The organism is Glutamicibacter sp. Je.9.36 (genome assembly GCF_051129975.1).
Lineage (GTDB): Bacteria > Actinomycetota > Actinomycetes > Actinomycetales > Micrococcaceae > Glutamicibacter.
Map to the genome: position 1 here is coordinate 296483 of NZ_JBCPSN010000004.1, position 23688 is coordinate 320170.

The 23688-nt window shown below is 62.7% G+C and carries 18 protein-coding genes; 10 read left to right on the forward strand and 8 right to left on the reverse strand.

The genetic code is table 11. The features are described 5' to 3' along the window. Positions 1 to 10: 10 nt before the first annotated feature. The 9 genes from AAZQ98_RS12315 (at position 11) to AAZQ98_RS12355 (ending at position 12496) form a co-directional block, all read left to right on the forward strand. Complete coding sequence (locus tag AAZQ98_RS12315) at positions 11 to 2092, forward strand: iron ABC transporter permease (RefSeq protein ID WP_332498887.1); 2082 nt, start codon at positions 11 to 13, stop codon at positions 2090 to 2092. Between the two features lie 165 nt (positions 2093 to 2257). Beyond that, a complete protein-coding gene (locus AAZQ98_RS12320) occupies positions 2258 to 3244 on the forward strand; it encodes a peptidase C39 family protein (RefSeq protein ID WP_332488351.1) in 987 nt (328 codons plus the stop codon). Between the two features lie 1184 nt (positions 3245 to 4428). After that, positions 4429 to 5205: a DeoR/GlpR family DNA-binding transcription regulator gene (locus AAZQ98_RS12325; RefSeq protein ID WP_105662630.1), complete on the forward strand. Its 777-nt coding sequence runs from the start codon at positions 4429 to 4431 to the stop codon at positions 5203 to 5205. Then, positions 5202 to 6179 carry a 1-phosphofructokinase family hexose kinase gene (locus tag AAZQ98_RS12330; protein WP_105662631.1) on the forward strand — a complete coding sequence of 326 codons (978 nt, stop codon included), beginning with the start codon at positions 5202 to 5204 and terminating at the stop codon, positions 6177 to 6179. Before AAZQ98_RS12325 ends, AAZQ98_RS12330 begins: the two co-directional genes overlap by 4 nt. A gap of 2 nt (positions 6180 to 6181) precedes the next feature. After that, on the forward strand, positions 6182 to 8188 hold the full coding sequence (locus tag AAZQ98_RS12335) for a PTS fructose transporter subunit IIABC (protein ID WP_434692664.1): 2007 nt from the start codon (positions 6182 to 6184) through the stop codon (positions 8186 to 8188). Beyond that, complete coding sequence (gene ptsP, locus AAZQ98_RS12340) at positions 8185 to 9867, forward strand: phosphoenolpyruvate--protein phosphotransferase (protein WP_402473721.1); 1683 nt, start codon at positions 8185 to 8187, stop codon at positions 9865 to 9867. Before AAZQ98_RS12335 ends, ptsP begins: the two co-directional genes overlap by 4 nt. A 51-nt stretch (positions 9868 to 9918) precedes the next feature. After that, entirely contained in the window at positions 9919 to 10197 is a 279-nt protein-coding gene (locus AAZQ98_RS12345) for an HPr family phosphocarrier protein (RefSeq protein WP_105657931.1), read from the forward strand. 129 nt (positions 10198 to 10326) lie between these two features. After that, the gene (locus AAZQ98_RS12350) at positions 10327 to 11631 is read left to right on the forward strand and encodes an MFS transporter (RefSeq protein ID WP_105657930.1); all 1305 of its coding nucleotides are present in this window, start codon (positions 10327 to 10329) and stop codon (positions 11629 to 11631) included. Positions 11632 to 11734: 103 nt separating this feature from the next. After that, on the forward strand, positions 11735 to 12496 hold the full coding sequence (locus AAZQ98_RS12355) for a polysaccharide deacetylase family protein (RefSeq protein WP_332488359.1): 762 nt from the start codon (positions 11735 to 11737) through the stop codon (positions 12494 to 12496). 19 nt (positions 12497 to 12515) lie between these two features. Here AAZQ98_RS12355 and AAZQ98_RS12360 read toward each other — a convergent pair whose 3' ends face one another. The 5 genes from AAZQ98_RS12360 to AAZQ98_RS12380 form a co-directional block, all read right to left on the reverse strand. Next, on the reverse strand, positions 12516 to 12947 hold the full coding sequence (locus tag AAZQ98_RS12360) for an SRPBCC family protein (RefSeq protein WP_166650869.1): 432 nt from the start codon (positions 12945 to 12947) through the stop codon (positions 12516 to 12518). Between the two features lie 142 nt (positions 12948 to 13089). Next, complete coding sequence (locus AAZQ98_RS12365) at positions 13090 to 13464, reverse strand: hypothetical protein (RefSeq protein ID WP_105657927.1); 375 nt, start codon at positions 13462 to 13464, stop codon at positions 13090 to 13092. 132 nt (positions 13465 to 13596) lie between these two features. Continuing rightward, the gene (locus AAZQ98_RS12370; protein WP_434692666.1) at positions 13597 to 15225 is read right to left on the reverse strand and encodes a hypothetical protein; all 1629 of its coding nucleotides are present in this window, start codon (positions 15223 to 15225) and stop codon (positions 13597 to 13599) included. A 23-nt stretch (positions 15226 to 15248) separates the two neighbouring features. After that, positions 15249 to 16532 carry an AAA family ATPase gene (locus tag AAZQ98_RS12375; protein WP_434692669.1) on the reverse strand — a complete coding sequence of 428 codons (1284 nt, stop codon included), beginning with the start codon at positions 16530 to 16532 and terminating at the stop codon, positions 15249 to 15251. 135 nt (positions 16533 to 16667) lie between these two features. Continuing rightward, on the reverse strand, positions 16668 to 18323 hold the full coding sequence (locus tag AAZQ98_RS12380; RefSeq protein ID WP_400343165.1) for a thiamine pyrophosphate-dependent enzyme: 1656 nt from the start codon (positions 18321 to 18323) through the stop codon (positions 16668 to 16670). A 368-nt stretch (positions 18324 to 18691) separates the two neighbouring features. Between AAZQ98_RS12380 and AAZQ98_RS12385 the strand changes: the two genes are divergently transcribed. After that, a complete protein-coding gene (locus AAZQ98_RS12385; RefSeq protein WP_388024616.1) occupies positions 18692 to 20221 on the forward strand; it encodes a sodium:solute symporter in 1530 nt (509 codons plus the stop codon). Positions 20222 to 20314: 93 nt separating this feature from the next. On the opposite strand, the gene AAZQ98_RS12390 is transcribed toward AAZQ98_RS12385, so the two are convergent. From AAZQ98_RS12390 to AAZQ98_RS12400, 3 genes are all read right to left on the reverse strand, one after another. Continuing rightward, a complete protein-coding gene (locus AAZQ98_RS12390; RefSeq protein ID WP_388024617.1) occupies positions 20315 to 21295 on the reverse strand; it encodes a TIGR00730 family Rossman fold protein in 981 nt (326 codons plus the stop codon). Positions 21296 to 21487: 192 nt separating this feature from the next. Then, positions 21488 to 22777 (reverse strand): adenylosuccinate synthase, encoded by a 1290-nt coding sequence (locus tag AAZQ98_RS12395; protein WP_388024618.1) that lies wholly within the window; start codon positions 22775 to 22777, stop codon positions 21488 to 21490. A gap of 155 nt (positions 22778 to 22932) precedes the next feature. After that, positions 22933 to 23586 carry a Pr6Pr family membrane protein gene (locus AAZQ98_RS12400; RefSeq protein WP_105657920.1) on the reverse strand — a complete coding sequence of 218 codons (654 nt, stop codon included), beginning with the start codon at positions 23584 to 23586 and terminating at the stop codon, positions 22933 to 22935. Between the last annotated feature and the right edge of the window lie 102 nt (positions 23587 to 23688).

The following is a 23688-nucleotide window of genomic DNA, read 5'->3' on the forward strand; positions in this document are numbered from 1 at the left end:
CGGCATCCGAATGACCGGCCCTGGTTATTCCCCCGCGCCAGTCACCGGTACCCGTCTCGCCACTGGCCTAGGTCTGCTCGCCGCCTTAGCGGCAGCGGTACTGCTGGTGGGTGCTTGGCACCTCACCCAGGGGACCTCCGGTATTGGTTTGGGTGAACTGCTACGCGCACTCACCGGAGATGACACCCGTATCGGAGGGGTAGGAGCCGCCGAGATCTTCACCGGCTCCCGGCTACCGCGCCTCTGTGCGGGTGCCGCCGTTGGTCTGGCTTTGGGGGTGGCAGGTTCATTGCTCCAATCCGTCACCCGCAACCCGCTGGCCTCGCCGGACACATTGGCTGTCACCTCTGGTGCATTCTTCGCGTTGAGCGTGGCTGCTGCCTTGGGAATAAGCATGTCCACGCTGGCTTCCAGCACTCTCGCATTCGCTGGCGGGCTGCTCGCCGCCGGGATCGTATTGGCTATCTCTGGGCGCAGCGCGGGAACCGCCACCACCCGGTTGATCCTCGCTGGCTCTGCCATCGCCATGGCGTTGGAAGCAGGCAGCGGAATCATCTTGCTGCTGTTCAAGGAAAATACGACTGGACTGTATGCCTGGGGTTCAGGGTCGCTGGCCCAATTAAATCTCGATGCATTCTTGCGCAGTCTGCCAGTGATCTTGGTGGTGCTGGCCATCTGCCTCTTGCTCTCTCGCCGACTGGATGTCCTGTCCTTGGGTGATGAAAACGCTGCGGTGCTCGGCATCCCGGTGCGCTCAACCCGCACTCTCGCCGTCCTGTGTGCTGTGCTGCTCACCGGCGTTTCCGTTTCGCTGTCCGGCCCGATTGCTTTTGTAGGGCTTGGCGCCCCCGTGCTCGCCCGACTGCTGTCGCGCCGCCTGGTAGTCTTGCGCCGTCAACTGTTCTTGCTCCCCGCCACCGGCCTGATTGGTGCGCTACTGATCCTGCTGGCCGATGTTTCGCTTCGTGCCTCGCTCGGTGCGCAAGGTGCGGCTTCCATTCCTACTGGAGTTCCCACCGCGATCCTGGGCGGGGTGCTGATCATCATCTTGGCAATGCGACTGCCCGAAGCTTCCAGCTCCCGCAACCCGTTACAGGTAGCAAGCAAATTGCGCAGCAACCGCCGATTCGTTCTCACCATGACGCTGGGATTCAGTTTGCTGTTGGGAGCGGTGATTCTAGGCCTTTTGGCCGGGAGCATGTTACTCAAGCTGGGAGATCTCGCCTTGTGGTTCCAGGATGATGCGCCCAAGCTCATTGCCCGCGCCTTCTCCGAACGTGCACCACGGACCAGCGCGGCGCTGGGTGCCGGAGCCGCCTTGGGACTGGCTGGTTGTTTGGTGCAGGGCGCCGTGCGCAACCCATTGGCCGAGCCCGGAATCCTGGGTATTACTGCGGGGGCAGGGCTGGGCGCGGCTGTAGTGGTCACCGCCTTTGGCGGTTCCCGCTCGCTACTGGTGATTTTTGCGGTGATTGCCGGGCTCGCGACCTTCGCTGCCATCACCGCCCTAGCCTGGCGTCGAGGATTCTCCCCTGAACGTTTTGTGCTAATCGGCATCGGTGCAGGCTACACGCTCTCTGCGGTCACCACCTACCTGCTGCTGAGCATTAATTCGTGGGAAACTCCGCGCATCTACACCTGGCTGTCTGGCTCAACTTATGGACGTCAGTTCGCAGACGTGTTACCTGTTCTGACGGTGTTGGCATTAGCTCTTCCGGTCGTACTGCTCATGGGACGCAAACTGGACCTGCTAGCCATCGACGAAGACCTGCCCCGGGTGCTGGGCGTCAAGACCGTTCGCATCCGATTAGTCTCATTGTCCATTGCCGCGCTGCTTGCGGCACTCAGCGTCGTGGCCGTAGGTGTGGTTGGCTTTGTCGGACTCATCGCCCCGCATCTGGCGCGGTCGTTGGTGGGTTCCCGCCATCACCGGGCGATCCCGGTGTCCATGGTTTTCGGAGCCTTGCTAGTTTGCCTGGCCGATACCTTGGGCCGTACCGCAATCGCGCCGGCACAGATTCCCGCCGGTCTGATCGTGTCGTTACTCGGCTCCCCGTACTTCATTTGGCTTTTGTACCGATCACGCGGCTAGGTGTTAAGCGAGGATCCTAACCGACGCCGCCTCCACCCCACCTAATAGTAAGGAATCATGGCGAAACGCTCTGCCCGGCAAACGAGAATCCAGGCCTTTGACCCCGAGCAGCACCCGGCGCAACTACGGCATCTGGGTTGCATATCAGGTCCGTGGGAAAGTCTCATGGCAACGGTCAACGCTCGGCTGCTCACGATACAGTCATCAGATGCCACCATACTCGGTGCCGCATTGCTTACCGCCCGTTCGGCGACTGCATACGTGAAGATCTCTGGGGTTCTTGCCCGCGACACAGCTGCATATGAAGAGCTCGTCCGTGCGGTGCTGGACTACGCCAGGGAAAAAGATCTGGCCTGCGTGAAATGGGAAAGCTGGTCGGAAGAACCGTGGCTCGCAGACCTGGCTGAACAAATGGGTTTCCAGTCGTTGCCTACTCCACGCTTCACCACAGATGCGTCGGTATCGATTCCAAAATTCGGCTATGTGCACTGGTCACATCCAGCCCGATATCTGCGTACCTCGCACTACCAGCAAAGCGAGAACTTCACCTGCGCGGCGGTTTCCGCGCTGGCCGCGCACGGGGAAACGATGAGCATTGCAACGATGGATCGCCTGCGTACCGCCGAGTTGTTACTGTGGCGTCAAGCGACTAATTTCATGGCTTGCGAACCCGTGGGGCTCGGGCTGGCCATCGCTGAGCGCTGGCCAGCAAGCTCAGTTCAGGTGTCTTTGGATACCGATAAGCCAGTAATCGTCGACTATTATCCCGAGGTTGAACGTGGCTGGCGGGGCATCTTGCAGGCTGACTCGCGCCGCCGTGCAGAAGCTACCGGGTTGCCGGTGACCTCTATGCGTATGGAAATCTCACAGATTCACAAAGTATTAAGTCAGGGTGCCCGCGTCTTGTTGCTGGTGTCATTGCAGCAGATGCTCGGCTACGATGTTCCGCACTGGCTACTCTGCCATGGAACGGCTGGTTCCACGGAACGTCCCGTCATTCTCATCGAGGACCCTTGGGTCGATGTTAGTAGCGGGGAGAGCTGGGTGGATGCTACCTGCCTACCGATAGCTTTCCAGCAACTAGAAGCCATGTCTTGTCTCGAGTCAGATGGCTATCGAGCTGCGCTGATTCTGACTGAGAGTGCTCACTAATCACCAATCAAGTTCGTCAATGACAAAAGAATTCGACACCCATCCAGAGACATCTTTCAACTCAATGGTTGCTAGAAGTCTCGCCGGGCACCGCTCCCCAGCCGAGAACGAGAATCCTTGAGAACTCACTAGTCCTAGAATCTCCCAACCATGTGCCGCAACTAATTTCGTTGGATCATGCGGGCCCCATTAGTCGCGAGAGGCTTTTCAAGGACTCCATAACCAGTCTCTTCGGATCCCCTCGCGGATCAATCAAGGCTAAGGCCGCCGATCGCCAAGTCCAGGGCTTCCTCGTCATTCGATTCCGCTGCGATGACCACTGGATTCATCACGAGCTATTCGGTGCTCTGGTAGGACGGGCCGAATTCGATACAGCCCTCGACGCGATACTTCCCCGATGCTACTCCGGTGATCACGAACTTGGTTCGGCAGTAACGCTCGAACTAGATAACAATCGAACTCTCCGGTGAAGTTCGCGAATACGACCTCGAGCTGCGGGCCTCTGGCATCTATGGCAGTGACGCCGATCCGGGATTGCCGGTGGGCCCCATGGTTTTCACCGTCAAAGTAAATTCGACCCCAATGCAACTAGGAAGCATGCGAGAACGCACTAACGAATCCATCGCCAAATGCCAATCCAACGGAAAGACTTTAGCAGACGCCCACTAGTGCAAATATCAGAGCTGACCTCAGATCGCCTCCACGCTGTTCCGGTCGAAGTTATACCTTGGCAGAGGAACATCCGAAGAGAAAAGGAATGCACAAAGGACCGTTGCATTTCAGCCAACTCGACCGAACGCATTCAAGCGCGGAGAGTGGCATGGCTTGATCCAGGCACGTCATCCTGACGCAACTCATTCGCCCGGCAACCTATGATTCCTGTCGAATTCATGAACTGCCCGCCCTGGTTCCTGGCCGTACAGACGTCTTGCTCATTAGCTGGGTTTCCAGTCAACTGAGGCCGCACAGTTAGCGATTTCCGGAGGAAAGAATCGAGTCGCACGCTGCCTTGGTTACGCATATCTCCCAGCGTTGATTCTGCATAACCCCTAGCAAACCCACTCAAAACCAACTAAGGCCAAAGATTCCCCAGATTTTCACTTGACGATGCCACATAATCGGGCATAAAGTCATGGAAACACAGATCAATGTGTTGCAGGTCATGAGGAATTGCGGAGGCAAGAATGTTCGCCGAAGAACGACACCGGCTGATCGTTGAGCAGCTGGAAGCTGACGGGAAAGTAACCGTCGCCCAGCTCGCGCAGCGCTTCGATATCACCCGGGAAACCGTGCGGCGGGATCTGGCCCAGCTGGAATCCGAGAACTACCTGCGCCGCGTCCACGGCGGAGCGGTCACCATCACCGAAGCCAGCACCCGCGAGGAAAGCTACGTGGTGCGCACCGCCATCCATTCAGAGTCCAAGGCCCGCATCGCCCAGCGCGCGCTGAGCCTGCTGCCGGTCTCCGATGCCTCGGTCATCATCGACGCGGGAACCACCACGGAAATCCTGGCCGAACGCATGCTCAAGAGCACCGCGGGCACCGGACTGGTGGTCATCACCCACGCCCTGCCCATTGCCTCGGTGCTGGTCCACAGCCCGGATGTCGCCTTGGAGCTGATCGGCGGGCGGGTCCGCGGCATCACCGGCGCCTCCAGCGGAGCCCGCACCGTGCAGGAGTATTCCCAGTACCGGGCCGACATCGCCTTCATCGGCACCAACGGGCTGCATGCAGGATTCGGCCTGAGCACCCCGGACCCGCTGGAAGCTGCCGTCAAGCGCGCCCTGGTCGCCAGTGCCCGCCGCGTGGTGCTGCTGGCCGACGGATCCAAATTCGACCAGGAAACCCTGGTCTGCTTCGCCCGGCTCGAAGACATCGACACCCTGGTCACCGACCAGCAACCCGGCACTGAACTTGCCGCTGCGCTGGAAGCGGCGGATGTCGAGGTGGTGATCGCATGATTATCACACTGACCGTCAACCCGGCGCTGGACAAGACCATCGAATTGGTCGCCGCATTGCAGCCCGGTGCGGTGCAGCGGGCCGCTGGCAGCCACCTGCAGGCCGCAGGCAAGGGCGTGAATGTTGCGCGGGCCATCCTCGCCGCCGGGCAGCGGACCCTCGCTGTACTCCCCGGAGCCGGAAACGATCCGCTCATCGCCGCCCTGGCCGCCGACCAGTTGCCCTACCGGGCGCTGGAAATCAATGCTGCGCTGCGCACCAACACGACGCTGACCTCGCCGGATGGATCGACCACCAAGATCAACGAGGCCGGTCCTGAGCTGGACGCGGCCACGTTGGAGCAGCTCTCGGAGCTGGTGCGCGATTCCTGCGCTGGCGCCGATTGGCTGGTCATGGCAGGGTCGCTGCCACCCGGGGTGCCGGCGAACTACTACGCTCTGCTTACCGCGTCGTTGCGCGAGCAGCTGGGCTCGAAGTGCCCGAAGATTGCGGTGGACACCTCTGGGGAGCCGCTGCGCCAGCTCTTCGCCCACGACGAGATCCACATCCCGGATCTGGTCAAGCCCAACGCCGAAGAGCTTGCCGAGCTGCTGGGCGAGGACCTGGGCGAAGCCCAGCTCGAAGCGGATCCCGGGCTGGCCGCTCGCGCCAGCTCCAAGCTGCTGCGCCGCCCCGGGGCCGCGGTGCTCACCACCCTGGGTGCGCACGGCGCGGTACTGGCCACTGCCGAGGGCTGCTGGCACGGCTGGCCGCAGCCTATCACCCCGCGCAGCACGGTAGGTGCCGGCGATTCCTCGCTGGCCGGCTATCTGCTGGCAGACACGGCAGGCCACTTGCCGGCGTTCAAGCTGCGCCAGGCCATCGCCTACGGAACCGCGGCGGCCTCGCTGCCCGGCTCCGGCATCCCAACCCCAACCGACCTCCGCATCGATGCGGTCAGCGTCATCGAACTCACCCCAAGGCAAGGATCCTGACCATGAGCGATCTGATCGAAACCCGGCTCGTCACCCTGGATGCGCATCTAGGTTCCACGAGTACCGACGTCATCAAGTACCTGGCCCAGCAGATCACGCAGGCCGGGCGAGCCGCCAGCGCTGCCGAATTGGCCGAGCATGCCTTGGCCCGCGAGGCGAAGACGGCCACCGGCGTGCCCGGCGGCATCGCGATTCCGCATTGCCGCTCAGCAGCGGTCACCGTTCCCACCCTGGCCATGGCCCGGCTGGGCACCCCGGTGGACTTCGGTGCCAAGGACGGCCCGGCAGATCTGGTCTTCTTCATTGCCGCCCCGGAAGGCGCCGACAAGGAGCACCTGAAGCTGCTCTCCAAGCTGGCCCGCGCACTGGTGAAGAAACCCTTCACCGCGGCCCTGCGTGCAGCCAGGAGCAACGAGGAAATCGTCGCGTTGGTCTCCGAAGTACTCTCCGATGCCCCCGCCGCACCAGCTGCACCACCTGCACCACCTGCACCAGCACCCGCTGCCACGGCGCGGCCGAAGATCGTGGCCGTCACCGCCTGCCCGACCGGCATCGCCCACACCTACATGGCCGCCGATTCCCTGGCACAGGCCGCCGAAGAACTCGGCATTGACTTCGCTGTGGAAACCCAGGGGTCCTCGGGGTCCAAGCCGTTGGATCCGGCATTGATCACCCAGGCCGACGCGGTGATCTTTGCGGTGGACGTCGACGTGCGCGACCAATCGCGGTTCGCCGGCAAGCCAGTGATCCAGGTTCCAGTCAAGCGCGGTGTGGATGAACCCGAAAAGCTGCTCAAGGATGCCTTGGCCGCGGCCAAGGATCCGGCGGCCCGCAAGGTACCAGCCGGCAACGAAACGGCAAGCGAGCGCTCCACGGATTCTGCTTCCGAGGGCTTCGGCGCTGGCCTGAAGCGCGCGCTGCTCACCGGTGTCTCCTACATGATCCCGTTCGTCGCCGGTGGCGGCCTGCTGATCGCCTTGGGCTTCCTGCTCGGCGGCTACGCCATCACTGATGCAGCAGACCAGTACTTGACCGAAAATACGCTGTTCAATCTGCCGGAAGCTGGCTTCCTGGTCTACCTCGGCGCGGTGGCGTTCAAGATCGGTGGCCTGTCCATGGGCTTCCTGGTCCCGGCGCTGGGCGGTTACATCGCCTATGCCTACGCCGACCGTCCGGGCATCGCCCCGGGCTTCACCGCGGGTGCCGTGGCAGGCTTCATGGGAGCCGGGTTCATTGGCGGCATCGTCGGCGGCGTTATCGCCGGCCTGGCCTGCCGCTGGATCAATTCCTGGACCGTGCCACGCTGGCTGCGCGGGCTGATGCCAGTGGTCATTGTTCCGTTGCTCGGTTCAATCATCGCTTCGGGCCTGATGTTCCTGTTCCTTGGCGGGCCGATTGCCCAGCTCACCGAAGCCCTCAACGGCTGGCTGGCGGGCATGTCCGGCACCGCGGCGGCGATCCTCGGCCTGGTCCTGGGCCTGATGATGGCCATCGATTTGGGCGGGCCGATCAACAAGGTCGCTTATTCCTTCGCGGTAGCCGGCTTGGGCGCCGGTTCGGTGGCCGAGAACCCGGCCCCGCTGATGATCATGGCAGCCGTGATGGCTGCCGGCATGGTTCCGCCGCTGGCGATGGCCCTGGCCACAGCGGTGTCCCCGAAGCTGTTCACCGGGGCGGAACGCGAAAACGGCAAGGCGGCCTGGCTGCTGGGTGCCGCGTTCATCTCCGAAGGCGCCATCCCCTTCGCCGCGGCCGACCCGCTGCGCGTCATCCCGGCCTCCATGGTGGGTGCCGGGGTCACCGGCTCGCTGATCATGAGCTTCGATGTGCTCTCCCAGGCACCGCACGGCGGCATCTTCGTCTTCTTCGCGATGGACAGCACCTGGCCGATGTTCCTGGTGGCCACCGTGATCGGCACGCTGGTTTCCGCGGCGCTGGTGATCATCCTGAAGAAATATGTCCGCAAGGCCCCCGCACGGGCCGCTGAAGAGGCAAAGGCCGCAGCATGAGCCAGAAATTCACCGGAGTAGGCGTCAGCGCCGGACGGGTCATCGGATCCGTGCGCCGCATGCCCGACCCCATCCTCCCGCCCGCCGACGGCGCGCCCCTGCCAGCAGGTTCCAGCGCGGAAGCCGAATCCCTGCGCCTGGCCGAGGCCACGCAGGCGGTCGCCGCGCAGCTCAAGGAACGCGCGGCGCAGGCCACCGGCGATGCCCAAGCCGTGCTCAAGGCCACCGCGCTGATGGCCAGCGACCGCACGCTGCTCAAGTCGGCCACCAAGCTGGTGGCATCGGGCACCTGCGCCGAATCGGCCATCTGGGAGGCCGCCGACGCGGTCGCCACGCAGCTGTCGGCGCTCGGCGGCTACATGGCCGAACGCGCCGGGGATGTGCTCGATGTGCGCTCGCGCATCGTCGCCGAACTGCGCGGCGTGCCCGCCCCGGGCATCCCGGACTCCGACCAGCCCTTCATCCTCGCCGCGGTGGACCTGGCTCCGGCCGATACCGCGACGCTGGATCCGGCCAAGGTCCTGGCGCTGGTCACCTCCGATGGCGGGCCGCAATCGCATACCGCCATCATCGCGCGCTCGCTGGGCCTTCCGGCCATCGTGGCCGCTGCCGGCACCACAGCGCTGGCCGACGGGGACCATGTCTTCGTGGACGGCATCGACGGGCTGGTCATCACCGGTCCCGGCGAGGCCGAAGAGCACCTGGCCGCCACCTACGCCAACCGCGAGGCGCTGCCGGAGTTCTCCGGCACCGGGCAGCTGCGCGACGGGCACCGCGTGCCGCTATTGTCCAATGTCGGCAGCGGCGACGACGCGCAGCTGGCCGCCGCGGCGGGCGCCGAGGGCGTGGGCCTGCTGCGCACCGAGTTCTGCTTCCTGGGCAAGGACAAGGAGCCCTCCCATGACGAGCAGGTGGCAGCCTACGGTGCGGTCTTCGCCGCCTTCCCCGGCCGCAAGGTCGTGGTGCGCACCTTGGATGCGGGAGCGGACAAGCCGCTGCCCTTCCTGACCGATGCCAGCGAGCCGAATCCGGCCCTCGGCGTGCGCGGCTACCGCACCGACCTGTCCAGCCCGGGCGTGCTCGAACGCCAGCTGCAGGCCATCGCGCAAGCCGCTGGCGAGCACCAGGCCGAAATCTGGGTGATGGCGCCGATGATTTCCACTGCGTCCGAAGCGCAGGAATTCGCGCAGCTGGCCAAGGCCGCTGGCCTGGCCACCGCCGGGACCATGATCGAGGTCCCTTCGGCGGCGGTGCTGGCAGGCCAGATCCTGCAGCGCTGCGATTTCGTCTCCATCGGCACCAACGACTTGACCCAGTACACCATGGCCGCGGACCGCCAGCTCGGTGCCCTGGCCGAGCTCAACGACCCCTGGCAGCCGGCAGTGCTGCACCTGGTGGCCGCCACCGCCGCCGGTGCGCAGGCGGCCGGCGGCAAACCCGTCGGAGTGTGCGGCGAAGCGGCCGCCGACCCGGCGCTGGCCGTGGTGCTGGTGGGCCTGGGCGTGGACACCCTGTCCATGAACAAGCGGGCGTTGGCACCGGTTGCCGCGGTGCTGCGCACCGTAGACCTGCCCACTGCGCAGCGCCTGTCCCAGCTGGCCTTGGACGCCGAGTCGGCCGAGGCGGCACGCACTGCCGTGCGCGCGCAGCTGGGCGAGCTGGACCGATTTGGCCTCTAGGCCCCCGAATTTACCGCAATCAACCGTTCAAGAGATCCTGAAGGAGCCATCATGGCAGAACGTACAGCAATCATCGGCAGCCGCGTCGGCCTGCACGCCCGCCCGGCAGCCATCTTCGCCGAGGCCGCGGCCGAGGCGCCGGTCGAGGTCACCATCGCCCTTCAGGGCGAGCCCGTGGACGAGGCGCTGGACGCGTCCAGCATCCTCTCGCTGATGGGCCTGGGCGCGGAATACGGAACCACCGTAGTGCTGCGCGCCGAAGGCGAAGGAGCCGAAGCTGCCCTGGAGCAGTTGGCGGCCATCCTGGAAACCGACCACGACGCCGAGTAGCGCGAAGCCGAGCTCCGGGGACCACGCGCCATCGCGTGGTCCCCGGAGTTCTTTAATTCCCATCCACTGATTGACAAAGCTCAATCAGTGGATGGATGATAGTTCCTACGCACTACCGCAGGAGCTTCCATGAGCGCGCTCAAAACCTCTGCACTGCGCCTCATCAAGCCGTTCGCCTACCGCGACTACGCCCTGCTGGCCAGCGCACTTGTCCTCTCCACCTTCGCCGCCGGCATGTGGGCCGTGGCAATGGTCTACCAGGTGCGCCAGCTGGGCGGCGGGCCCATCCAGCTTTCTGCCGTGGCCACCGCCAGTGCCGCCGGGCTGCTCTGCTTCGTGCTGCTCGGCGGGATCATGGCGGACCGCCATTCCTGCCGGCGGATCGTGATGCTGGTCGAGGCGCTATCGCTGGCAGTCATGGGCATCACCGCGGTGCTGGCCATGGCCGGTGCCCTGGAGCTGTGGCACCTGATGCTCGCCGGCTTCTGCGGCGGGGCCGGGTCGGCCTTCTTCTACCCCGCCTACTCCGCACTGCTGCCCAAGATGCTGCCCGCCGAGCAGCTGCTGGCCGCCAACGGATTGGAAGGGACAGCCCGGCCGGTGGTGCACACCGCCCTGGGCCCGATGGCCGCCGGATTCGTGGTGGCGGGACTCTCGCCGGCGCACGCCATCGTCGGCATCTGCGTAATCCACCTCGCGGCGCTGCTGATGCTGCGCCGGATCCCCAACCGCCAGGCGTACAACGCGCCAGGCCCCGTTGACGGCCAGGGACAGCCGGGGATGTTCCGGCAGCTGCGCGAAGGCATCGGCTACACGGTGCGCACCCGCTGGCTGCTGTGGACGCTGCTGTTCTCGGTCATTTCGGTGTTCACCTTCATCGGGCCCTTCGAGGTGCTGCTGCCCTTCATCGTCAGCGGCAACCTGCACGGGGACGCGAAACTGTTCAGCTTCGCACTGGCCTTCTTCGGCCTCGGTTCGGCGATCGGCTCGCTGCTGGTCGCGTCCGCGAAATTCCCGCGGCGCTACTTGAGCTTGATGACCGCCTGCTGGTGCCTGGGCACCTTGCCCCTGGCCCTGGTGGGCTACGTCGATGCCGCGTGGATGCTCTTCGCGATCCTGCTGGCCTTCGGCATCACCGACGCCGTGGGCATGGTCATCTGGGGCACCTTGCTCCAGCGCCGGGTTCCCGGACACCTGCTCGGGCGAATCTCCAGCCTGGATTTCTTCGTTTCGCTGGCGCTGATGCCGCTGTCCATGGCGGCGGCGGGACCTTTGACCCAGGTGCTCAGCTTGCAGGCGATATTCGTCATTGCCGGCCTCGCCTCGCCGCTGTTCGGAATCATCGCATGGTGGGCCGGGAAATTTGCCCGCGACGAAATAGCGCATCCGCTCTCGGACCCCGTTCCGGCGGAGCTGGACGGCGAGCGCAGTTGACCGGTTGCGACCAGCTGGCGCTGGGCCGGCACTGATCAAACTCCCAGCAGATTTTCGCGTGTAGTTCCCGGGCACGGACCGGGCATGACGGGAAGGTGGAAGGATGACTTCTCGATTGCCCGACATGGCGCGCCTGGCCCTGCTGGCCCTGTTGGCGCTGGGCCCGGCATTCCTGGTTTCCTGTTCCCCTGCACCAGCGCCTGCTCCCGATGCGCAGCCCACGGGCTCCGCGGCAAGCGAGCAGGTGGATTGCGCCGTGGCTCGATGCGTGGCGCTGACCTTCGATGACGGACCTGGCCAGTACACCGGGCGGCTGCTCGACGAGCTGAAGGCCGCGGATGCGCCAGCCACCTTCTTCATGGTCGGGAAGAACATTGCCAAATACCCCGACGCGGTCAAGCGCATGGCCGCCGAAGGCCACCAGCTGGGCAGCCATACCTGGGACCATGCGGATCTCACGACGCTGACCAGGGAACAGATCCAGCATGAGCTGGGATGGACCAGCGAAGCGGTAGAAAAGGCCTCCGGCCACGAGCCCACCGTCTTCCGCCCGCCCTATGGGAATCACGGTGCCGTCTATGACCGGCTGGTGCCCTACCCGTTGGTGCTGTGGGATGTTGACACCCTGGATTGGAAGCACCACGATCCGGAGAAAACGGTGCGCATCGCCATGGACGAAGTCCATCCGGGCTCCATCATCTTGATGCATGACATCCATGAGAGCTCAGTCAAGGCACTGCCGGATCTCGTGGAGAAGCTGAAGGCCGAGGGCTACACCCCGGTCACCGTGGACCAGCTATTCAATGGCCAGCTGGAGAATTCGACGGCCTATGCTTCGGCTCCTGCTCCCGGCGCGACGAAATAGTCTTGCGCCGCGCAGGTGCTCAGGGGGCCTGCTCTGCGTACAGCCGCAGCTGGTCCAGCTTGTCCCCTTCGCTTTCGCGGATATTTGCCGCCAGCTCCTCGCACTGCTCCACCGTCAGATCCGGGTTGATGATTGCCACCTGCAGCACTACCTCGGTATGCCCCGCGTCGTCCTTCAGGTCGTAGCGGTAGGAGAGCCCATCGGGGTTCTCCGAGGTGTGCAGGATCAGCAAGCGGTTCTCGATCAGGTCATGGACGCGATACACGCGTTCATGGCCGGCAACGCGGTATACCAGCTGGGTGCCGACCTTGAGCTGCGGGTCGTCCGAATGCATGGAGCCGATCCCATGGATCCACAAGGGTGTTGCTGCCCAATCGGTAAGCAGCTCCCAGACACGGTGCACCGGCAGGTGAATGACCACGGTGCTCTCGAAAACGCTGAACTGGCTCATATCCGCATAGTGCCACCCTCGGCGGCCAAATGGAATAGCTTCATGGCTGTTGGCATGCAATCCGGTTTCCGGCCGCCTGCAGCAAAGGCCGGCACCCAGCGCGCGTACGCTGCTGGGTGCCGGCCCCTGGGCGGCAGAAGGCTTACCAGTCTTCTTCGTCGTCGCCATCCGCCTCGGAGATACCGAGTTCCGGCTCATTCTCGAGGTCGAAGTTGTACCAGGCCTCGGTGAAGTCAACCATCGCATCCAACGCGTCCTGCGCATCGGAATCCAGGGCTTCCAGCGCCTCTGGGCTGTTGAGCACTGCGGTCACCGCGAGGAATGGGTGATTATCGAAGTAATCGGTGGGGGTGGCCTCCCCATTGAACGTCAAGTTCTCGCTCTGCGCGAATAGGTCGACGTACTGAGCCACTGCCTCGGGCAGACGGCTCAGATTAATGCCAGTCAGGGACTCATTGTAGATTTCAGCAGTTGCGTCAGCCCACTGCTCAATGAGCTCTTCGCTCATCTGTGCCATCAGATTATCCACCTCGTGGTTGGGGTTCTAGTGCTCACGGGAATCGGTAGCAATTCATCTTATTTCTTCAGCGGGCGCGTGCCAAGACAGAAAGGCCCACGGCGTTGTGATCTTTTCCGCGTAGGTTCCTGCTCACTGGTTCGGGACGCCGAGGGACGGAATATCGGGCATGTCCGGCAGCGAAGGGATCGAGTATTCACGGGGCTGGGAATCCGGAGTTTCCACATCCTTGAGCTGATTCAGCAAGTCTTCGTCGAGGACGCTATCCTGGCTTGGATGACGGGGCTCCGGTGGCGAATCCAGCGAACCCTCCACTCCCGATATGAGCAGCCCCAGCGAAGCAGCTGCGGCAAGCAGTCCGGCGAACAGATGCACTCCGATGAAATACAGGCCGCCGATATTGCCGCGCAGCATGGCCCAGTTCCGGTTTTTGGCCGAGGAGCTGACAGCCAGCCCGTAGGCGAAGGCATTTTCCTTGAACCCCAGGCGGACTTGGGCTGCCAGCAAGGAGACTCCGGGTACCAGCAGTCCGGCGGCCACCGATCCGGCTGGCACGGCAGCGATCCTGCTTTCATTGGCCAAGCAAATCCCTAAGAGCACTAGCTGGATGAGCGCCAGGCACGCCCGCTTCCAGAAGCCAGCCGCGTGCAAGCCGCTGCACCGGACCAGGTACCGGCGTTGCTCGTGGCGGTCGGAGCCCTTTCTTGGCGGGCCAGCATTTTCTTGCAGGATCCACAGTGCTCCTAGCTGGCTTGCCAGCACACCGAGCAGCATCACGATGATGCCAGCCACCGGCAGGAAACAGCCCAGGACCGCTCCGCTCGTGCTCAGGAGCCAACCAATCCGGTAGGAGCGAATAGCTCGGGGCAGTTTGGGGAAGCGCGCATCAATGTCCTTGGCGTAGCCGGCGGGCAACGACCTGGCCGCCTTGCTGTACGCCTTCTTGTTCCACCATCCAAAGAGCCCGGCCACGATGGCAATGGCGGCAATCGCCAGCAGTGCCCCGGTTCCACCAGCCCGCTGCCCCAGGGCGGCGGCAACTGCCAGCACCGGAGTGAAAAGCCAGAACCGATTAGCGTAGGCAGTTTGCTTCGCAACGAAGGTTTCCGCGTAGTCCTGATGCAGGCCTTCGTTCATCGGATCCATGGATATCAATCCACGCAGCACATCGCCTTGTTCTCCGACGATTTTTTCGCCATTGCCGATACTTCCGGCCGCCCGCAACAGCCCCTGGTGATTGGGGTCGATCTGCAGCCCGGATTGGAGGAATCCGAGAGCCGCCAGGTTGTCATCTTGGGCTTCGGCAGCAATTGCCGCGCCCTGGTAGTAATCGGGGTTCCCCGGCTCCAGCCGAATCGCGTGCTCGATGGCTTGGCGGGCCAGCACCCTGTCATCGTTGCTCCGAATATCGCTGAGCGTGATCATGCTCAGCCAGTAGTGCCCGTTGCCGTATTCCGGTTCCGTTTCGATTACCTGCCGGATCGCCAGCAGCGCCTCCTCCCGTCGATGCTGGCGCATCAGGGCGATGGCCAGGCACTCCCCGGCCACCGGGTTGGCAGGATCCAGATTCAGCCCGGCTCTGGCAGCGGACTCCGCTTCGGCCCACTGCTTGAGGCTCAAATGGCATGACGAATAGAGGATCCAGAAGGCAGGGACCTGATGGTGCTCGTTGAGGTTATCCTTCAGCAAGGCAATCGCTTCGGTTTCCCGTCCGATCGCCAGGTGGTGGGTGATCCGGTAATGCAGTCGCTCGAATTCCATGCGGTGTACTCCCCCGGTGCTTTCTAGAGCATGTTCTGCGAAACCAGATACTCGGATAAATCATCGTAGCGGCCATGCTGGTTGCTGAAGCGCACCACATTTCGCGCGGATTCCAGCCACGGCAAAGTCGACGCCTTGATTTCCGCCAGGGCAGTTCTGATATGGCCCATGTCCAAGGGGAGAACCTCGTTGCGCTCGATGGATTGCATCATTGCCTTCTCGGCGGCAGTGGTGCACACGTGCTCCAGGTCCGCGCCCGAGAATCCGTCGGTCTGTGCCGCAATCCATTCCAGGGCGATTCCGGCAATCGGGCGGTTCTTCAGGTGGTACCGCAAGATGGACTCACGTGCCGGCGCGTCCGGCGGAGTCACCAGCAGGGTCCGGTCCAACCGGCCTGGACGCAGCAGTGCTTCGTCCAGATCCCATGGGTGGTTGGTAGCCCCCAGAACGTAAAGGCCATCGTTGTTTCCCGCAAGCGAATCCATCTCGATCAGCAGCTGATTGACCATCTGGCGCATCCACGCGCCCGATCCAGTCAGCGAACCGCGGCGGATGCCGATGGCATCAATCTCATCGATGAAGAGAACCGTTGGAGCATTCTTGCGGGCCTGGTCGAAAATCGCCTTGAGCCGCTTTTCCGTTTCACCGATGTAGGAGTCAACCACATCGGTAATGGTGACAGACATGAAATTGGCTTTCAGCTCACCGGCCACCGCGCGAGCCAGGAAAGTCTTGCCGCATCCCGGTGGCCCATACAGCAGCAGCCCGCCGCGCAATGATTTGCCAAAAGCCTTGGCAATTGCGGCGTTGCGCATCGGTGCCAGGAAGGATTCGTGCAGGCGGTCCTTGACCGCCTGCAAGCCACCCACATCATCCAGGGTGACTCCCGGTCCGGCCGGGTTCTCGATGGGAGCTTCCGGAACATCGGACCCCGCATCTGAATGCAGTGGGACCCGTCCTTCAATAAAGGGCGCCGGCAGCGAACTGCCGAGTTCCTTGGAACCTGCTTCCCAGTCGTAGCCTGGTGGCGTATCGTTCTGCTGGTTTCCAGCCGGCGCGGCATCCGCTGCGGGTGCGACGGGCGCCTGCGGGGCCATCGTTGCGGCCATCGACGCGCTGATCGCTCCAAGCATTCCCAGCGCGGACGCGTTCCCCGGCTCCTGCTGCAGCACGATGCTGACATGGGACAGCGCTTCGGCGGATCGACCGGCACCATCGAGCTGTTCAGCCAGGTGCAATCGCAGGGCATGGTCGTCCGGCGCTGCTTCTACGGCCCGGAGAAGGCTAGCAATAAGGGCATCGTTCATTCTAGGGCCGCTCCACGGTTGAAGGTCTCGGTCTGTTGCCTCTGCTGGTTAAAGCATCCAGCGGGTATCGCTAGAAACGACACCCGCTGGAATTATACGTCGCAGACCCGACTGTTCGCTGAGCGCACCCAGTGCCTAGTAGGCCTTGATTCCCTGCTCTACCACCAAATGGATCAACGCGAATTTCTTGTTTTCGTCAATGGCCTTCAGCGCATTTTCCAGGGCAGCCGGGACATCTGAATCATTCTCGACGCGGACGCCGAACCCGCCGAAGGACTGCGCCATCAGCGCGAAGTCGGGGTTGGCCAACTGGGTTCCGGAAACCCGTTCCGGGTACTGGCGTTCCTGGTGGGTGCGGATGGTGCCGTACTGCTGGTTGTCCATGACGATCACCAGCGGGGTGGCGCCGTACTGGGCAGCGGTAGCCAGCTCCTGGCCATTCATCAAGAACTCGCCGTCACCTGCGATGGTCACCACGCGGCGCCCCGGGTAGTTCAGCGAAGCGGCGACGGCGGAAGGAATCGAGTAGCCCATGGAACCGTTGCGTGCCGAGAGCATCGAAGCGTAGCCGTTGGTTGGGAAGTAGCGGTGGGCCCAGTTGGTGTGCTCGCCAGCGCCGAAGGTCACCAGGGCGTCTTCGGGCAGGGATCCAACCAGATTAGCCATCATGGTCGCCATCCTCGCCTGGCCCGCGGAAGGCTGCGCTGGTGGAAGTTCGGCGAACTTCTCCTGCTCGCCGCGCATCCGGGAAGTCCACTCCTTCCAGGATTCCTTGACCGGCAAATCCATCAGCAGCAGGTCGCGAACGAAGACATCGGGCTTGGCGACAATCTGGTGCGATACCGGGCCGGAACGTCCGCGCAGCGACGGGTCGATGGTGACCAGGAAGTTCTTCTTGTCCCAGTTCTGGCGGACATTGAAGCCGTCGGTGATGACGTCGCCTGGAACCGTGCCGACGAAGATCAGCAGATCAGTCTCTTCCAGCAGGTCATAGGTCGGCTTGGGGCGGCCGTAGCCGATCGGGCCAACATAGGATGGCGAGTTGAAAGGCACGGTACCCTCGCAACGCCATTCGGCAGCGGCTGGCAGGTCGTGTTCCTCGAGCCAACGAGTGAAGTCCGCTGCGCCTTCGTGGGACCAGTCGTTGCCGCCGAAAATGAACAGCGGCTTATCCGCTTCCTGCAAGGCAGTATTCAGCGCCTTCCAGTCGGTCACGGTCATGCCGCCGGTAGCCACCGGGATTTCCGGATGGACTTCGGCGGAAACTTCGTTGCGGATGATGTCTTCTGGCAGGCCGACGACCACCGGGCCCGGGCGTCCGGACATGGCAGCGAACATGGCCTCGGCGACGACTTCGCTGGCGCGATCGGCGTGGTCCAGGATCATCACGCGCTTGGCGCCGGTGCCGAACCATGCCTTGGGATCGAATTCCTGGAAGGCTTCCTTTTCACGGTGCTCGAACGGGATCAGCCCCACGAATAGCACCAGCGGGGTCGAATCCTGCCATGCGGTATGCAGGCCGACGTGGGCGTTGGCAGCTCCCGGGCCACGGGTCACCATGGCAATGCCGGGGCGCTGGTGCATCTTGCCTTCGGCTTCGGCCATGTAGGTGGCTCCGCCTTCGTGGCGGCAGACCACGGTTTCGATTGGCGAGTTGTGCAGCCCATCAAGGACATCCAGGTAGCTTTCACCCGGCACCACGTAGGCGCGTTCCACGCCGTGCGCGGCAAGCGTGTCGACAATGACGTGTCCGGCCGACTTCTTTGTCAGGCCCTGACCATTTTCACTCATCTTCTAGGCGTCTTTCTGGTTTCGAGAAATCGTCTGACGCAACGGCGGAGAAAACGGCCCTGCTGGCCAATGATGCAACGCTGCGTCAACGTGAAACAGTACTAAACAAGCTGCGATTGCACACATTGCCGATCGAATGCTACGCATATGTGACACGATGCCGTATATGAATCATATTTGAGTGCAAAATGTCTAGAAAGTTTCACTGAATGGAACGGTTTGCTTCGTCACATTGCGGCTGGCCAGAGCAGTGCGGTGGGCAATGTTCGCGATTTCCATTGATCGGCAGCGCCAGCGCTAGTAGCCTGTGATGCAACAAAAGTTTACTTAAGGTAAGCGCTGCTTTTATCCGGACATCGAGGTTCTCCATGGAATTCATCAACGGCGCGATTGTCGCCGCCTACCTGGCCGCAATGCTGGCCTTTGGCTGGTGGGGCAAATCCCGCACCAAGAACAGCAGCGACTATCTGGTGGCCGGCCGGCGCCTGGGCCCCTTCCTCTACACCGGAACCATGGCGGCGGTGGTGCTCGGCGGAGCCTCGACCGTGGGCGGCGTTGGCCTGGGCTACAAGCACGGGATCTCCGGCATGTGGCTCGTGGTGGCTATTGGCGCAGGCGTGATCCTGCTGTCGCTGGCTTTCGCCCCGACGCTGCAGAAGCTCAAGGTCTTCACCGTTTCGCAGATGCTGACCCTGCGCTACGGCAGCGCGGCGGCAACCAATACCTCCGGCATCGTCATGCTGGCCTACACGCTGATGCTCTGCGCCACCTCAACCAGCGCCTACGCCACCATTTTCGTGGTGCTCTTCGGCTGGGAGAAATGGCTGGCCATCGCCATCGGCGGCGCCATCGTAGTCATCTACTCCACTATCGGCGGCATGTGGTCCATCACCCTGGCCGACCAGGTGCAGTTCGTCATCAAGACCGTCGGCATCTTCGCCCTGATGCTGCCATTCTCCATGAATGCCGCAGGCGGCATGGATGGCATCCGCGAGCGCGTGGGCGCCGAATTCTTCAGCTTCACCGGCATGGGGCTGCAGTCGATCATCACCTACTTCGTGGTCTACACCTTGGGCTTGCTGATCGGCCAGGATATCTGGCAGCGCGTTTTCACCGCCAAAACCCCGAAGGTCGCCCGCTGGGGCGGGATGACCGCCGGCATCTACTGCATCTTCTACGGTGCTGCCGGCGCACTGATTGGCATGGCCGCGAAGGTGGCGCTGCCGAACATCGCCGGCGCGGCGGATAACAAGGACGTGGTTTATGCCGAGGTCGCCACTCAGTTGCTGCCCGTTGCGGTGGGCGGATTGGTCATGGCCGCGGCCGTGGCCGCGATGATGTCCACCGCCTCCGGTGCGCTGATCGCCGCCGCCACCGTGGCCCGCACCGACGTCACCCCATTTGTCGCCAGCTGGTTCGGCAAGCACTTGGAAGTGAATACCGATGAGAACCCGGAGCATGACGTGCGCGCAAACCGCATCTGGGTCATGGCCTTGGGCGTCGTGACGGTCGCGCTGGCGATCTTGGTGGATGACGTGGTCGCAGCATTGACCATTGCCTATGACATCCTGGTGGGCGGATTGCTGGTGGCAATCATCGGCGGCCTGCTGTGGAAGCGCGGCAACGGCCTTGGCGCTACGGCCTCCATGGCTGCCGGATCGATAGCTACTTTGGGCACCATGATCATCTTGGAGATCCAGGCCGAGAACAAGTTCGACGGCGTCTATGCCAATGAGCCGATCTACTATGGCCTGATCGCTTCGGCAGCAGCGTTCATTGCTGTTTCGCTATTGACCAAGTCGACGGACCGACAGGTGATTGAGCACTGGAACCTGCGGGTTGCGGGCAAGATCCAGGACGCTCCGATCAATGCCACGGCACAAGAGCCTACGCTCTAGTCCGCCAGGAATACCGAGTCGAGCAGATAGATTCGAGCCCTGTGCCCAGCGGTGAAAACCGCTGGGCACAGGGCTCGTTTGGTTCATCGAGCTTCAGTTCTTGGAACCGGCGCCCCATTTTGCCGCTGGCGCTTCCCACGAGGATAGGGCATCCAAAAGCGCTTCCGGTTCGCTGGCGACCACCAATGAGTCACGGAACTTCGGGGCCAGGAAACCCTGATCCGTCATGTGATCCAGCATGCTCAGCAGCGGCTGCCAGAATCCGTCGACGTCCAGGAGTGCTACCGGTTTTGCGTGGATTCCAAGCTGTTGCCAAGTCCATACTTCAAAGAGCTCTTCCAACGTTCCGGCGCCACCAGGCAGGGCGACAAAACCATCAGCCAGTTCTGACATGCGGTGCTTGCGAGCATGCATGTCGGGCACAACTTCCAAGCTCGTTAATCCTGGATGCGCCAGTTCACCATCAACCAGGACCTGCGGCATAACTCCGAAAACGTCTCCACCGGCCGCTCGGGCAGCATCAGCAATTGATCCCATCAGGCCTACCCGTCCGCCGCCGTAGACGATGGCTCGACCCGAGGCAGCAACAGTGCGCGCGAAGTTTTCTGCCGCCTGCTCATAAATAGGTGAATTGCCCGAAGCGGAGCCGGTGAAAACTGCCAGCCTTCGAATCTTTCGGTGCTGGGCGGCCAAGACTGGGAAGACCACGTCTTTGAGCAAAGGAGCGAGCTCGTCCAGTTCCGCTAATGGGTCAATCCACCGCAGCTGTTCAATTTCGGCCAGAGGTTCAGCAATCGGTACCAACGGATGTTCAAATACGGTGGCTTGAACGCTATGCCCTTCTTCGTTAGCCGCCGGGGCCGTGAAGGTTCCAATGAGACGCAGCAATGCTGAATCCAAGCTCACTCCCAGCTCTTCGCTCACTTCTCGCATCGCTGCATCAATAGCCGCTTCCCCTGGCTCTGGCTTGCCACCAGGGAACATGAATGATGCCGTACCCCGTTTGCGGACTGTCAGAACCTGCCCCGCATCGTTTCTGAAAATGACGGCGCTGACAATAATCTGTTCTGGCATTCGAGTTCCTTCTTGGTACATCCACATACTGGTTGCGCCTGTTCGGCACAACCGGCAGGCACCATTCAATCCTAGAGTTTCATCTGGGTGTGACTGGATCTCGTGGCCAACATGCTTTGGCGCTACGCAAACGAAAAAGAGCCGCCGCAGTTCATCAGCTGATGAACTGCGGCGGCTCCTTGGCTACAGGAACTAGTCCTGGATCAGATCGTGGCGCACGATGGTCTGATCGCGGTCCGGTCCCACGCCGATGGCGGAGATCCGGGTGCCGGAGATCTTCTCCAGGGCCAGGATGTAGTTCCTTGCGTTCTCCGGAAGCTCTTCCATGCTCTGCGCACCCGAGATGTCCTCGGTCCAGCCCGGGAAGTACTCGAAGATCGGCTTCGCGTGGTGGAACTCGGTCTGCGTCATCGGCATTTCGTCGTGGCGCACGCCGTCAACGTCGTAGGCCACGCATACCGGGATCTGCTCAATGTTGGTGAGCACATCCAGCTTGGTGACGAAGTAGTCGGTGAAGCCGTTCACGCGCGAAGCGTGGCGAGCCAGCACGGCGTCGTACCAACCGCAACGACGCGGGCGTCCGGTGTTTACGCCGAATTCGCCACCGGTCTTCTGCAGGTAGAGGCCCATGTCGTCGAACAGCTCGGTAGGGAACGGACCAGCACCCACGCGGGTGGTGTAGGCCTTGATGATGCCGATGGAGCGGGTGATGCGGGTCGGGCCGATGCCCGAACCCACGGACGCGCCACCAGCAGTCGGGTTGGAGGACGTCACGAATGGGTAGGTACCGTGGTCCACGTCCAGGAAGGTGGCCTGGCCGCCTTCCATCAGCACGACCTTGTCCTCGTCCAGAGCCTTGTTCAGCTCGTAGGTGGAGTCGATGACCAGCGGGCGCAGGCGCTCGGCGTAGGAGAGGAAGTACGAGACGATTTCCTCGACCTCGACGCTGCGGCGGTTGTAGATCTTGACCAGCAGCTCGTTCTTCTGGCGCAGTGCGCCTTCGACCTTCTGGCGCAGGATGGACTCGTCGAAGACGTCCTGCACGCGGATGCCCAGGCGTCCGACCTTGTCCATGTAGGCGGGGCCGATGCCGCGGCCGGTGGTGCCGATGGCCCGCTTGCCCAGGAAGCGTTCGGTGACCTTGTCCATGGTCTGGTGGTACGGGGCCACCAGGTGGGCGTTGGCCGAAACGCGCAGCTTCGAGGTGTCGGCGCCGCGCGATTCCAGGCCGTCGATTTCTTCGAAGAGGGCTTCAAGGTTCACCACGCAGCCATTGCCGATAATCGGAGTGGCGTTCGGGGAAAGGATGCCGGCAGGAAGGAGCTTGAGCTCGTACTTCTCGCCGCCTACGACCACGGTGTGCCCGGCGTTGTTGCCGCCGTTTGGCTTCACTACATAGTCGACCTTGCCACCGAGCAGGTCGGTAGCCTTTCCTTTGCCTTCATCGCCCCATTGGGCTCCGACGATCACGATTGCTGGCATGGGATCCTCCCCCTTGCTTAAAGCAGCGGTTGCGGCGTGCTTAGCGCCGTCCCGGCACGGTGCCGGACAAAAAATATGCCCCTGTCCTGCTCACTGAAACCTGAAGGTCCGTTGCAAGAGTTAGGGGCTCTTACGACCAAAGTTTACCGAAACGATTAGCGAATCTCGAGTTGCACGTCACGATGTCGCCCACGCAGGCCATAAGCGACAACCAGAAAAGCTATTCCCGCGAAGAGCACGGCAATGGAAACAACGTACAGGGCAATGACGGGGTATCCCTGATCCGGGTCGAGGAACGGGTAAGGAACCCATCCATCGGACGCTCCGCGAATCAGCACTACCCCGGTCCAGAGCAACGGGTAAATCAGCAATAGCGGCACCGCCCGGTAGGACAGGGAAGTACGGTCCCTGGCCAAGAGCCAATCGGCCAGAACCAGCAGGGGACCGAGAATATGCATTACCCAATTCGCCCAAGGAAGCGGAACCCCGCCTGCGGCCCCTAAGGGTGCCAGCAGCGTGAGGTAGATCAGCCCGACCACGACCATGCACACGCTCGCCATGGCACGCAGGCCCACAACCCAGCGGGGCATCGAAGCACCCTTGGCTAGGCCCATCAGTCCTGCGATAAGCCCGACCAGAACCACCACCAGATTCGACTGGATGGTGAAGTAGCCAAAGAAATTCAGTGGCTGCACCGGGCCCCGTGAGGCAGTGTCGGCGTAGGTCGCCACGATAGCGCCCAGGGTGGCCAGCGCCCACAGTATCCGAGCCAGGTTGAGGAAGCGCAAGGCGGTTTGACGGGTCTTCACCCTGGAAGACTATAGCCAGCTGCTGCCTCATCCAAGGATTCATGCGTAGCTGCTCGGAGATTCCGGAACTTTGCCGGCCGTCAAAACCGCCCGGGAGAACTC